The organism is Chamaesiphon sp. (assembly GCF_041737865.1).
Taxonomy (GTDB): domain Bacteria; phylum Cyanobacteriota; class Cyanobacteriia; order Cyanobacteriales; family Chamaesiphonaceae; genus Chamaesiphon.
The window spans coordinates 1-12,453 of the sequence record NZ_JBGSQZ010000085.1; the positions used below are offsets into that span (position 1 = coordinate 1).

Below are 12,453 nucleotides of genomic sequence, written 5' to 3' on the forward strand. Positions count from 1 at the left end.
TAGCAGTTTATTAAACCAGCGCGGGGTGATGAGTGCGATCTCGATTGCTTACCAAGGACATCTGAAAACTACTGGCTTTGAGAAACAACTGCTCCAAACGCTGACCCCCCAAAATGGTCTGATTCGCTATCTGGATGCCAAGCCCGCCCCGACGCGGTATCTCTGGTGTCATGTCGCTTATACTGCCGAAGCCGATGAAAAAAGAATCGGCATGGTGTCGTTTCTGTTGAATGAGCTGACGCTGGTGACTCCAGTGGCGATTGGGGATGCTTTATTTTGGGAAGCCGACCGAGTGGCGGTGACATCCTTGACTCCGATATCTGGAGAATCGGCGACGCTGTTAACACAGTTAATCGAACGCACTGCGGCGGAGTTAATCGACACGGATCTCCACAATTGGCAAGCTAAGTTAGCTAGAGCTAAAGCTAGAGATCGGGAGCGGTTGAATGCTTACTATGGCACCATCTCTCAAGAGATTCGCCACCGGATTGTCGCTCGTCATTTAGTCGGGGAGGATGAAGCCAAGGAACTAGCCCGAATCGCCGCCACCGAGCGGGAATTAGCGACTAAATTAGCCGATTTGGAGTCGAGGTACGCACTCAAGGTGGTCGCGTCTTTACATAGCGTGCTCGCGATTGAGTTACCGACGGTGCATATCAGTTGTGAGTTGATTCGCAAAAAACAACGCCGGGTGGTAACAGCGGTGTGGAATCCGTTTACGCGCATGGTGGAACCACTCCGGTGCGAATTGAGCGGGGTGCCAGTGTCCGAGTTTTATTTGGACGATAGCAGTGCTAAAATCATTGCCCCGAATGCTTGGAAGTAAGACAGCCGCAGCCAGCCCTGTTACTAATAGCAAAATAGAAACGTTCCGTTAGAGTGCCGTGAGTGGCGATCGATGGTTACCTGTTAGATTTCGTCTACTCATTTTCCATCTAATGAACATTAGATGGCTTTCTTGACATGTTCATCGCTTTATTATATGGTATGGTTACCAAAAATAAATAGCATGGCAACAGGGATAACAAAGCGGGAGCAACTATCGGCAGATGCGATCTCAGCTTTCAAGTTTATAGATAATGACATGCCTTTGCCAGAGAGTGACGCAGTAGCTGAACTTACCTATCAGAATAAGTCAGCACTGGGTGATATCATTCGTGCGGTGCCACACCACTTTCTACATGTCAGCGCAAAAACACATCCCGAGGTGCAAGCACTAACAGATAATGCCTTCATCCTAGATGATAATTTTTTCGTTCTTAACCAACTGATCTCGCAAAATCGCAAAGCGACGTTATTTTATTTAGACCCTCCATATCGCACAGGCTTTGATTTTCATTCGCGAAGCCTAGAACACGCTTACAGCGATGATATGGGGCAGGCGGCTTATATTGAATTCATGCGACGACGGCTCATTCTCATGCGGGAGTGCATGACGGATGATGGCTCAATTTATGTCCATATCGGTCATCAAATGCTTGCACACATAAAAGTAATTATGGATGAAGTTTTTGGTGCCGAGCAATTTCGGAACCTAATTACACGACGCAAGTGTAGTAGTAAGAATTTTACGAGCAAGCAATTTGCCAACATTAATGATTTTATTCTCTTTTACTCAAAACGGCGTTCCTACAAATGGAATCAGCCACAGATAGAGGCTGAAGAAGCATGGGTGCTCAAAGAGTATCCCAAGCTGGATACTTTGGGGCGACGCTATAAGCTTGTCCCTATTCATGCCCCTGGTACGCGCAATGGTGAGACGGGTCAGCCGTGGCGAGATATGATACCTCCTCCAGGCAAGCATTGGCAGTATGTACCCCAAAAGCTCGAAGAGTTCGATCGACAAGGTGATATTCATTGGTCAAAGAACGGCAACCCACGCCGCAAAGTTTACTGGTCGGCTGATAAAAAGCGCAAACTAACAGATTATTGGGACGGGTACCGTGATGCTCACCATCAAAGCGTTCAAATAACAGGCTATCCCACCGAAAAAAACCTCGACATGCTCAAGATAATTGTGGCAGCAAGTTCGGATGTGGGGGATTTGGTAATCGATCCATTCTGCGGTTCTGGCACTACGTTACAGGCAGCACGCGATCTCGATCGCCGCTTTATCGGCGTGGATACCTCCTTCACGGCAGCTAAAGCAACGCTGCAACGGATGCGGCATGGCGTGAATGCGATGGGCGACTATGTGAACCTCAATCCGAAGGCGACGCAGATCTCTTTGTTGTCGGTGAATGACAAAGTAGAATGTGCGTTCTTCGTAGATGAACAACTTTATGAAACCTATCCAGATGCCATTGATGCCCTGGTATATCTCTAGCCTTCAAGCCATTCAGACGTAATGCGTTTAGCAGCTAGCTTGAGCGTCACCACGCGCACGCGTCCATCCCATTGTCCGTCAAGCTGGCAGGACTCTTCCCAAGTGTCATTGTGCATCAGCCCAGGCCCATCAGCTAAAAAGACGATCTTGAGCTTGGTGGGGGTCACTCGATCGAAAGCTTTCGCCTTATCGACTTTATTCGCATTGCCGCTGGTGCGGTCATCCGATTGCGCGCCGCCGCGTGTGGAATCGTAGCGGGCAAAGCCAATCGCAGCAACTTCATTATCTGACACTCTACGGATGACAAAATCGCACGGGAAGGCACCTTGATAAGACGGGTATAGTGTTGACAGCTCGATGTCTCGCCCTGCACCGCGTGGCCCTTCGATGAGATATCTGCCCTCAAAATGCGCGGCAACCTAATCAAAGAACAGCCCTGTCAGCTCGTAGCCTGACTGTCCGCGTGTATCATACTCTCCAATCAAAGCAGCAAGCGCGAATCGGTACTCTGGTGACATCGCCTGGAACTGCTGCTTGAGTTTGGCTATCGGTTTGAAGGTCAGCCCATAAGTCTCAATCAGGCTTTCGGTGCTAATCTTTCTGATTTTTTTGGTGGTTTCGGTATCCAGAACTGGCGAAACACAACGTCGATACATTTTAAGAAGTGCCATCCGTTCATCAGCCTCACGCTCTGGCTGGCGGATTTGACGCAACACATCTTCGCTTGAATCGCACTCTCTGATAAGCTGGCAAAAAGTTTCGACTGCACCTGAGTATTTGTTAATTAGGATTTCGAGGATTTCTGGAAAGCGGATCGTGCTATCGATTGGCGTAATTATCTTGCCTAGATCTGATATCGTCCGCAAAAAATTGGGGTCGCTCATAGCGTTACTGTCTATACATTACATTTTAATTCCAGTATAGGTAGCAACTTGGGCTAAACATCAAGTGCGAGTGAGTAACTCTTAATCTCCTACTTACTCACTCGATCCGGCTGTTACCGTTGGCGGGCAGGATCGCCCAGCAGGAGGGCGGCAATTGCGGCACTGGAAATTGCCAATCCCGCCGCTATCCACATCACGGATCGGAAGCCGTCTACAAAAGCCAGTGCGATCGCCGAGTGCAGTGCTAGGCTCGTATTGGCACTCAAACCAGGTGGTACTGTTGCTGCTGCTAAATTGATGCGCTGGAGATCGAGCAACTGTCGGGCTGCCAAGGGCAAATCGAGCGGGAGAATGCGGCGATCCAAGCTAGCATTGAAGACGTGAGAAACCACAATCCCCATCACGGCGATCGCTAGCAATCCCGCCACCCGCGCCACAGCATTATTAATCCCCGAAGCTGCGCCTGTATAGCGCACTGACACCGCCGCCATCACCGTCGTAGTCAGGGGTGCAACTGTAATTGCCATCCCCAACCCCAGCACGATGACGGCGGGGAAAAATGTCGTCCAGTAGCCGCCACCGATGCTTGGCACGGTCATCAATCCCAATCCGATCGCCGCGATCGTCGGGCCGATAATTAGCGGCTTTCTAGCACCATAGCGATCGACCAATCCGCCCGACCACCGCGAGAGCAGAAACATCAAAATTGGAAACGGTACCAGTGCGGCACCCGCCGCTGTGGGCGCGTAATGCTGCACTTGAATCAAATTGAAGGGGAGGAAAAATAAGGCACCTCCCAGCGCAGCGTAGAGCAGTAGGGTGAGTAGATTGGTACCGCTAAAGGTGCGGGAACGAAATAGTTTCAGCGGTACCATCGGTGCACAGAGCCGCGCTTCGACGATGATAAATGCACCCAAGCAGATCGATCCAATCGCGATCGCACCCCATACGCGGACATTGCCAAAGCCCTGACTGGACGACTCAATCAGTCCGTAGACAATCCCCCCTAGCCCGACCACCGCCAATACTGCGCCCACCCAATCTAGTTTGGGCGATGCTTCCAGATCGCGGCTTTCGGGTACCTGCCACAGACTTACACCCAACACGATCGCCGCCAGCGGCAGATTGATAAAAAACAGCCAGTGCCAAGACGCACGTTCGAGCAGCCAGCCGCCCAAAACAGGGCCGAGGGCGGAGGTCATCGCGCTAAATCCAGACCAGATCCCGATCGCGCTGCCACGTCGGTCTGAGGGGAACGTCGCGCCGATAATTGCCAAGCTGCCAGGGATGAGCAGGGCACCCCCGATGCCTTGGATCGATCGTGCCCAAATCAGTTGCCCAATATTGGGCGCGAACCCGCACCAGATCGAAGCCAGCGTAAATAATATCACCCCGATCGTAAATATCCGCCGCCGCCCAAATCGATCGCCCAATGCACCGCCGACGAGAATCAACGCTGCGACAAATAACGCATAAGACTCGACCACCCACTGCACATCAGTTACCGTTGCCCTGAGTTCGGTTTGGAGAATCGGTAGAGCAACATTGACGATCGTACTATCGATCGATGCCATACTAGAGCCGAGAATTGTCGCCAGCAACACCCAATGTTGGGTACTCACACTAACGGGCGGAACGTCCGATTGGGCATGGCTCGCGCCCTCATCGCAGGGCTGCTTGATGATATCAGTCATTAGATATTTACTCGATAATCTAAACTATGTTCGTCACCAGGCAATCCCCGAAACCCCCAGTTATCTTTGGGTGTTTCAAAAATAGTGATTTCTAAATCTAGATTAGAGATTCCTAATTCTTTGTCCGATCGAGCGAATAATAACTCTATCAATTGCTTCTTAGTTTCTACAGATCGCCCCTCAAACATACTCACCTCAATTATCAGATAGCGATTACCTCCGGTAGGCTACGCCAACGGTTCGTCCTGGTTCCGGTGGATAATAAAAATCGCTACGTTCTAATGGAAAGAAACGATGAGCGCGTTTGTGCGGTGGATATTGGAGAGCATCGACGACACAACTATGAATCACATTTGAAAGCTGTGACTTGATGGGATCTAGGTGCGTTCGCAATCCATAAATCTTAATTTGTGACATTTATTTAAACTAATATTTATACCAGTCATCAGGGTAATTAGGATATTTAGATCGTGCCAGATACCAGCTTTTCCGATCGCCATATTTAACTAAAAATTAGATCGAAGCTCTAATCAAAGCCCGAACATCTATCTCTAAATGTTCGGGCTATCTTCGATATTAAATGATGCTCTCGATCGGATGTTCTATAAATAAATCAGTCTTTACACGCCAATTGCTACAGGCTTTTGCGTGAAAAAAGTATTTCGCACGGTTTCGGCTATTTGAGAACTTGTCAAACCGAGACTACCCAATGACTCATCAGGAGTAGCGTGTTCGACGAGGATATCTGGTACGCCGATCCGTTTGATGGGGACGACGACATTGAGATCCAGTAGCGACTCCGCAATTGCCGAACCAAAACCACCCATTAGACAACCTTCTTCTACAGTTACTACCTTACCGATCGATCGAGCCAGCGGCGCAAATAATTCGGTATCCAACGGTTTAGCAAATCGGGCATTGATTACCGTTGCCGAAATCCCGTGTTCGCTTAGGAGCTGGGCCGCTTGGAGGGTCGGATGTACCATCGAACCATAGGCGATCATCAGGACATCATCACCCTGGCGGAGGATTTCACCCTTACCGATCGGGAGTTCTTCCCAGCCTTCATCCATCAATGGTACCCCGTAACCGTTACCACGCGGATAGCGCATTGCGATCGGCCCATCGGTATAATTAATTCCAGTAACTACCATTCGCTGCAACTCACCCTCATCCTTGGGAGCCATTAGCACCATATTGGGGATACAGCGCAGATAGGCAATATCATACATCCCTTGGTGGGTCGGCCCATCAGCCCCGACAATTCCGGCTCGATCGAGACACAGGAATACAGGTAGATGCTGAATTGCTGCGTCATGAACGATCTGGTCGAATGCCCGTTGCAAGAAGGTAGAATAAATTGCGGCTACCGGACGCATTCCTTGGGTTGCTAACCCAGCGGCGAGGGTAATCGCGTGTTGCTCGGCAATCCCGACATCTACATATCGATCGGGAAATGCTGTCTGAAATTTATCTAGACCCGTACCCGTGCCCATTGCTGCGGTAATTGCGACAATGCTCGGATCGTGTTCGGCGAGCTTAATCAAGGTATCGGCAAATACTTTGGAATAGCTAGGTGGTTTGGGTTTAGATGCTGGAATACTTTTCCCTGTGGCTAGATTAAAGGGGGTTTGAGCATGGTAGCCTTCCCGATCTTTTTCGGCGATCGTGTATCCTTTACCCTTAGTCGTCGCAACGTGAACGATCACTGGCCCTGGATGCTTGTGAGCACCTTCAAAGGTACTAATCAATTCTGCCAGATTGTGACCGTCCACAGGCCCAATGTAAGTAAAACCTAATTCTTCAAATACTGCCCCGACTTTCGGCACAGCCAGCCGTTTCATCCCTTCCTTCACCCGTGCAAGTTCGGGCGAGATCGATTCGCCCACAAAGGGGATATTTTTTAACTGTTCCTCGATATTGTCACTGAGGAACTGAATCGGCGCACTAACGCGCAGTTTATTTAGATAGCGTGGAATTGCGCCCACATTGGGAGATATGGACATCTCATTATCATTTAACACTACCAATAAATTGGTTTTGGGTAAATGTCCGGCATGATCGATCGCTTCTAAAGCCATCCCGCCAGTGAGTGCGCCATCGCCAATCACGGCTACACACTTAAAGTTTTCACCTTTGAGATCGCGAGCGATCGCCATCCCCAAGGCTGCTGAAATGCTCGTAGATGCGTGTCCCGCGCCAAAATGGTCGAATTTACTCTCACCACGTTTGAGATAGCCTGCCAGCCCGTCCTTCTGGCGGATCGTATGAAAACGATTGTATCTGCCCGTAATTAATTTATGAGGATAAGCTTGGTGTCCAACATCCCAAACTACCTTATCTCGATCGAGATCCAATGTTTGATACAGTGCCAGTGTCAGCTCGACCACACCTAACCCAGGAGCCAAATGACCACCGCTGGTCGCTACTGTCTGAAGGTGTTTTTCGCGGATTTCTAGAGCAATCTGCTCTAGCTGCCGAACCGATAAACCATGCAACTGGTTTGGATGGGTGATGTCGCTTAGGTGCATAGCCAGTTTTCCCCGTCTGATACGATCTCGATATATGATTGCCTTCTCTAACTGTAATTTATTTAGCAGGTTTGAGATCGGTAATTTCTGGGGTTGTTACAGTTAGCAATGGGCGGTGGGGAAATGAAACGGTTGGCAAGACGTTGAGCTTCCTAACACACCCTACCTCAACTGCAACGAGCTAGAGTTGATTCTGGGTATGCTAGAGATCGATAATTCGGGCAATATTACAACTTTTATGACTGGCACTCAGCAAATTCCCCAACGCTACGTTAGAATCAGTAAATACTTATCCAAGCACTTGCGCCATCAGCCAGAACGATTGGGGCTGGAACTCTTGCCAGGTGGCTGGATTGAAGTAGATAAGCTGCTAGCAGCAGCATCAGCAAATGGATTTGAGCTTAGTCTAGCCGACCTACAACAGGTAGTTGCCACTAATGATAAACAACGTTTTGCATTTAACGATCGCGGCGATTTGATTCGCGCTAACCAGGGACATTCGATCGAGATCGATTTACAGCTTCCAGTTCAAACTCCCCCAGAAACTCTCTATCACGGCACTCATGTCCAGGCGATAGCGGCAATCTTAGTCATAGGACTGCAAAAAATGTCTCGTCACCACGCCCATCTCACCACGGATCTGAACATGGCATTCAAGGTAGGTGGTAGGCGGGGTAAAAGTGTCGTCTTGGTGATAGATACAATCGCGATGATTGCTGATGGTTATCACTTTTATCGCACCGAAAATGATGTGTGGCTGGTTGATGAAGTTCCCCCGCAATATTTAACACAATTAGATCGCGTACCAACCTGAAGCTCGGAACGTAAACTTTAGGACAGATAATTAATATGGGCTACGATAATTTAAACCAGAATAATAATGCTCAAAACAAAGGACTATTAGCATCGGGATGGCGACCGCTAAATCGAGATTTAGACATCGGATTTTTTGCCAATATTGTTATCAATGATAGCTGGAGTCTCGCCAAACGTAGTGCGGACTTCTTGAGCGATGTCGCCGATGCGCTCAGTCGCAAACAATATGCGTGGTGGGCAAATATTCTCAATGTATTTTCGGATAGCGTTCAGTACGAATTTAACGAACTGTGGAACTATATTACCCCCGATCCGGCTTCACCCGATCGCCGTCACAAAGATGTCCTAATTGCCCAAACTCCGATCGTTCAATTAGTCAGTCGTGATAGTATTCCGATCGAGTATGTGTTAAATCGATTGGAAGAAATCACTGTCAAAAATATTCTAGAGATCTTGGGCAAACCCGATCTAATTACACAGTACTATTGGGAGCGATATTTTTATTATCCTACCGAGCGATTTACTAGTTGGGATCGGCTGGAAGTATTGGGCTATGTTTCTGCGTACTGGAAGGAATATGATATCTGGGTACAAGTTGAGACTTATGAAAAAGGTAAACGGCAATATACAATTTCTGCTAAAGATTTAGCACCATTAATCAATAAAGCCACTTTTGACATCGCAGTGATTCTCAGCGGTTATAAAAGTCGGGTGGGTAAAATCAATAGTGAGTATCCCATTCGATCGTTCTCAGCCGAAATTCAAAGCTTTAGCGATCGCGTTCAACAAGAAATATTAGAAAACGATCGAGTTGCTGTATTAGTCAATGGTGAACCTGGTACGGGTAAAACAGCCTGGACACAAGCACTCGCCAAAGAAGTGTTGATGCCCTTGGGTTACGTAATTTTTATCCTCGATCGTGATGCTGTCGAAAACTTCGTTCCACCTAGTTATTTAGAGCGGATTTGTATCATTATTAATGAAGCCGATAATTTAGCTAAAAATCGCGCACTCGAATCTGCTCAAGACAATAACACAACCGAACATATTTTGGGGTTACTAGACGGGACTCTTTATCAGAGTGTCATTGATGAATCTGGGATTCATATTCAGCAAAAATTGGTAGTATTAATGACTTGTAATACTACCGATCGAATGGATCCTGCTTTGTTACGCAAAGGACGGGTTGATTTTACCTACGAATTCGTTCACAAATTTGTCTAGGCGATCGAAATTAAATAACATCAAATGAATGTACGAGAACTTCAAAATCGGCTGCTAGCATTATCGGTACCTGAAAAAACCGAGATTCTTCAGGTACTTATCCAAAACCTTGCTAATTCATGGACGGGTATTAGTAAAACTCCTGGTGTTGTCGGTGGCGATGCTTGTATTGCTGGTACGAGAATCCCTGTGTGGGATGTGGTTGAGTATCGCCAGATGGGAGCAAGCGATCTCAAAATTCTCGAAGCATATCCACAACTTACTACAACAGATCTTTACCATGCTTGGAGCTATGCTGAGGCATTTCCTGATGAAATTAGTGGTGCGATCGCAGCTAACAAGGCAGCTTAGATGATTAGCCTATATGCTGACGAACAATTTCCATTACCAGTAGTGGAAAGATTGCGAATAAAGGGCTACGATGTGCTGACTGTAAAAGATGCAGGTAAGGCAAATCAGGGTATTTCTGATGAAGATGTGTTGGCATTTGCTAATAGTCAAAATCGAGCAGTAATTACTCAAAATCGCAGAGACTTTATTTGGTTGCACAACAATAGATTTAATCATGCCGGAATCGTAGCTTGCACTAAAAATTTAGATTGGGATGGGTTTACAGCAGAGATCGATCGGGTATTAGCTACGAGGGATTCGATCGCATCTGAATTAGTTAGAGTAAATAGTCCTACAAGGTAAGCTTTGTAAAACCACCGATCGAATGGATCCTGCTATATTACGTAAAGGACGGGTTGATTTTACCTACGAATTCGTTCACAAATTTGTTTAGGAAGTCAGCATGTCAAATTAATTGATAATTGATAATTATCAATTAATTCGATCGCCATTCGTTGAGCAAGTCGCTTGCCGCTTGATAGCCGTCGGTATTACCTTGTTTTTGGGATAGTTTGGCTGCTTGCTGCATGTCAGTAATGCCGCCATTAAGATCTTTGAGGAAAGTATACTTTAAAACACCGCGATTGTAGAAGGCATCAGCATTTCTGGGCTTGAGTTGAATAGCGCGATTGTAGTCTGCTAGTCCGCCTTGATAATCTTGCAGTTTATCTACTTTTAGATTGCCACGATTATTGTAGGCAGCGTCATAATTGGGCTTGAGTTGAATAGCGCGATTGTAATCAGCTAATGCACCGCGCTCGTCTTGCAATTTAGTCGCTTTTATCAAGCCGCGATTGTAGTAAGCATTAGCACTATTGGGATTGGATTTAATGGCGCGATTGTAATCAGCTAATGCGCCGCGATAGTCTCCACTGTTGTACTTGCGTGAAGCCGATGAGAAGTAATTACCAGAACCTCCCCTAGTTGTAGCGATCGACACAGTATTTATTCTAGCTGTGTTAGCAACCTCACCCAAACTTTTCGCAATCGCGATCGGTTGACTCAGGTTGACGATTGCGCCAATCCCAATTAATCTAATCCACAGTGAGATGTTCGTTGACATATAAAGGATGTTAATTTTGTGATGCTATCAATCATAATCTAAACTGAGCACCAACGATGTTGCCTCTTTTCAACTATTTTGACTACAAAGGTTAAATAGAATAATCTAGCGGAAGTTTAGCTGCTTTTGGTTTGACAAATACCTGTTGATGGGGCGCAAGTTGCAACTCGTCGAAGCGTTCTCTGGTTAGATGCGCCGTAATTACCTGTCCATCATCTAAAGCTAATTCTGCTTGAATTTCCGAGCCGAGATGAGTTAATCGATTGACTTTTACAGCTACGGTACTAGTACTCGCGCCGATTTCGATCGCAATATCATGAGGACGGAGAAATATTTGGGAATTTGTAGCTCCAAAAGTATTAGTTTGGAAGATATTTGAGCTACTGGGAAGGGTATTTACTGGCCCGACAAAACCCATGACAAAAGCATTAACCGGACGATTGTAAATCTCAGCGGGAGTGCCTACTTGTTCGATCCGTCCTTTGTTCATCACCACAATTTTATCGGCAACTGCCATCGCATCCGATCGATCGTGGGTGACAAATACTGTCGTGACGCGAGAGCGTTCGTGCAACTGACGCAACCAGGCGCGGAGATCTTTGCGGACTTTGGCATCCAATGCGCCGAATGGCTCGTCGAGGAGGAGAATTTTGGGTTCGATAGCCAAGGCTCTGGCGAGGGCGACACGTTGGCGTTGTCCGCCGGAGAGTTGGGCGGGATACCGATCTCCCAAGCCGCTGAGTTGAATTAGATCGAGCAGTTCGGCGACTTTTTGTCTAACTTTTGAGGCTGAGATCGATCGAATCTCCAAACCAAAGCCGATATTTTGAGCGATCGTCAGATGTTTGAATAGGGCATAATTCTGGAAGACAAAGCCGATATTGCGTGCTCGCACGCTCTGACGAGTCGCATCCTTGCCTGCCAGCCACAACCGTCCCTCGTCAGGCGTTTCCAATCCAGCGATCAGCCTGAGTAGCGTAGATTTACCCGAACCGGAAGGACCGAGGAGGGCAATCAGCGCGCCTTGCCCGATTTCGAGATTTATGCAATCGATCGCTTGGAAGTGCCCGAAGCGTTTGGAGATATTTTCTACGGCAATGCCCACAATCTATTGGAGACTTGAATAACCGTATCTTAGCATCGCTCGATGACGGCTAAAATAGCCCAACGCGCCAAAAATATATAAGTACGTTTTAAACCCATGCTAGCCACGCTTTTCAGCCAAGGTTAGTTTGGCTTCAGCTTGGATTGCTTGATGCTTTGTAAGTCGGGTTAGCAGAGCGAATAACCAAGGCATCAATATCGACCTTTGATGTGGATGGACTAAACTCAAATGTCCCAAACAGATTGATATGCTACCATGCCACTGGAGAAATATCTTTAACCCACATTCCGCACTTCAACTTTTACGACACATACTAGTCACGAAGACTCGACAGTTTGACGATGCTACCGATCGTAACTCACTGATTGCCGTGACGCAAATTTAGGCTTTTTTGATGCTACTTTTCCGAAGTGCGGAATG

At 47.3% G+C, this 12,453-nt stretch carries 12 protein-coding genes and 1 pseudogene; 6 read left to right on the forward strand and 7 right to left on the reverse strand.

From position 1 onward, the window contains the following. Both ACEW9J_RS06090 and ACEW9J_RS06095 read left to right on the forward strand, forming a co-directional pair. Positions 1-826, forward strand: an 826-nt coding sequence (locus ACEW9J_RS06090) for a hypothetical protein (protein ID WP_373544246.1), incomplete at its 5' end; no start/stop codon positions are given. 183 nt (positions 827-1,009) lie between these two features. After that, positions 1,010-2,326, forward strand: a complete 1,317-nt coding sequence (locus ACEW9J_RS06095; protein WP_373544247.1) for a site-specific DNA-methyltransferase — start codon at positions 1,010-1,012, stop codon at positions 2,324-2,326. Here the strand turns inward: ACEW9J_RS06095 and ACEW9J_RS06100 are convergent. The 5 genes and pseudogenes from ACEW9J_RS06100 to dxs form a co-directional block, all read right to left on the reverse strand. Next, positions 2,323-2,619 carry a hypothetical protein gene (locus ACEW9J_RS06100; protein WP_373544248.1) on the reverse strand — a complete coding sequence of 99 codons (297 nt, stop codon included), beginning with the start codon at positions 2,617-2,619 and terminating at the stop codon, positions 2,323-2,325. The genes ACEW9J_RS06095 and ACEW9J_RS06100 overlap by 4 nt on opposite strands. A gap of 126 nt (positions 2,620-2,745) precedes the next feature. Continuing rightward, complete coding sequence (locus tag ACEW9J_RS06105; RefSeq protein WP_373544249.1) at positions 2,746-3,210, reverse strand: hypothetical protein; 465 nt, start codon at positions 3,208-3,210, stop codon at positions 2,746-2,748. Between the two features lie 113 nt (positions 3,211-3,323). After that, positions 3,324-4,904: an MFS transporter gene (locus ACEW9J_RS06110; protein WP_373544250.1), complete on the reverse strand. Its 1,581-nt coding sequence runs from the start codon at positions 4,902-4,904 to the stop codon at positions 3,324-3,326. Next, a pseudogene (locus tag ACEW9J_RS06115) lies at positions 4,904-5,321 on the reverse strand (tautomerase family protein). The gene ACEW9J_RS06110 and the pseudogene ACEW9J_RS06115 overlap by 1 nt, the downstream one beginning before the upstream one ends. A 203-nt stretch (positions 5,322-5,524) precedes the next feature. Beyond that, entirely contained in the window at positions 5,525-7,435 is a 1,911-nt protein-coding gene (dxs, locus tag ACEW9J_RS06120; RefSeq protein WP_373544251.1) for a 1-deoxy-D-xylulose-5-phosphate synthase, read from the reverse strand. 238 nt (positions 7,436-7,673) lie between these two features. Between dxs and ACEW9J_RS06125 the strand changes: the two genes are divergently transcribed. Genes ACEW9J_RS06125 through ACEW9J_RS06140 form a run of 4 tightly spaced genes read left to right on the forward strand, consistent with a single transcriptional unit; the run spans position 7,674 to position 10,168 of the window. After that, positions 7,674-8,249: an RNA 2'-phosphotransferase gene (locus ACEW9J_RS06125; protein ID WP_373544257.1), complete on the forward strand. Its 576-nt coding sequence runs from the start codon at positions 7,674-7,676 to the stop codon at positions 8,247-8,249. Between the two features lie 35 nt (positions 8,250-8,284). Continuing rightward, a complete protein-coding gene (locus ACEW9J_RS06130) occupies positions 8,285-9,475 on the forward strand; it encodes an AAA family ATPase (protein WP_373544252.1) in 1,191 nt (396 codons plus the stop codon). Positions 9,476-9,499: 24 nt separating this feature from the next. Beyond that, positions 9,500-9,826, forward strand: coding sequence for a DUF433 domain-containing protein (locus ACEW9J_RS06135; protein ID WP_373544253.1), 327 nt, complete (start codon positions 9,500-9,502; stop codon positions 9,824-9,826). Further along, the gene (locus ACEW9J_RS06140) at positions 9,827-10,168 is read left to right on the forward strand and encodes a DUF5615 family PIN-like protein (RefSeq protein ID WP_373544254.1); all 342 of its coding nucleotides are present in this window, start codon (positions 9,827-9,829) and stop codon (positions 10,166-10,168) included. Positions 10,169-10,301: 133 nt separating this feature from the next. On the opposite strand, the gene ACEW9J_RS06145 is transcribed toward ACEW9J_RS06140, so the two are convergent. Beyond that, positions 10,302-10,928, reverse strand: a complete 627-nt coding sequence (locus tag ACEW9J_RS06145) for a tetratricopeptide repeat protein (RefSeq protein WP_373544255.1) — start codon at positions 10,926-10,928, stop codon at positions 10,302-10,304. A gap of 91 nt (positions 10,929-11,019) precedes the next feature. Beyond that, positions 11,020-12,033 carry a sulfate/molybdate ABC transporter ATP-binding protein gene (locus tag ACEW9J_RS06150; RefSeq protein WP_373544256.1) on the reverse strand — a complete coding sequence of 338 codons (1,014 nt, stop codon included), beginning with the start codon at positions 12,031-12,033 and terminating at the stop codon, positions 11,020-11,022. Positions 12,034-12,453: the final 420 nt, after the last annotated feature.